This window comes from Methylophaga sp. UBA5088 (assembly GCF_002414625.1).
Classification (GTDB): domain Bacteria; phylum Pseudomonadota; class Gammaproteobacteria; order Nitrosococcales; family Methylophagaceae; genus Methylophaga; species Methylophaga marina.
Window position 1 is genome coordinate 6592 of the sequence record NZ_DIAC01000086.1, and the last position, 372, is coordinate 6963.

Below are 372 nucleotides of genomic sequence, written 5' to 3' on the forward strand. Positions count from 1 at the left end.
AAGCGGATGAGTTTGAATATACCTATCGTCTAGGCGGTTTAACTTGTCTGGCTGGGGATGTGATTGATGATTACAGCTTCAAAGAACCATTGGAAGTCGGACAACGGCTGATTTTTGAAGATATGGCACATTACACCATGGTCAAAACCACAACGTTTAATGGCACCAAATTACCAGCCATTGCGTTGTGGAACTCAGAAACCGATGCTTTACGCATAGTTAAAGAATTCGGTTACGACGATTTTAAACACAGATTATCTTGAGTTGATTCAAATGGAAGAGTATCCAATTTTTCTCGGTTCAGAAATTGAACAGCCAGAACCACACAACGCCATGTTTCATGTATTACCCGTGCCCTATGAAAAGAGCGTG

The 372-nt window shown here is 41.4% G+C and carries 1 pseudogene; it reads left to right on the plus strand.

Going from position 1 to position 372, the window contains the following annotated elements:
• Positions 1 to 263 (plus strand): annotated as a pseudogene (locus tag B4K20_RS10835) (carboxynorspermidine decarboxylase); the annotation flags it as partial.
• Between the last annotated feature and the right edge of the window lie 109 nt (positions 264 to 372).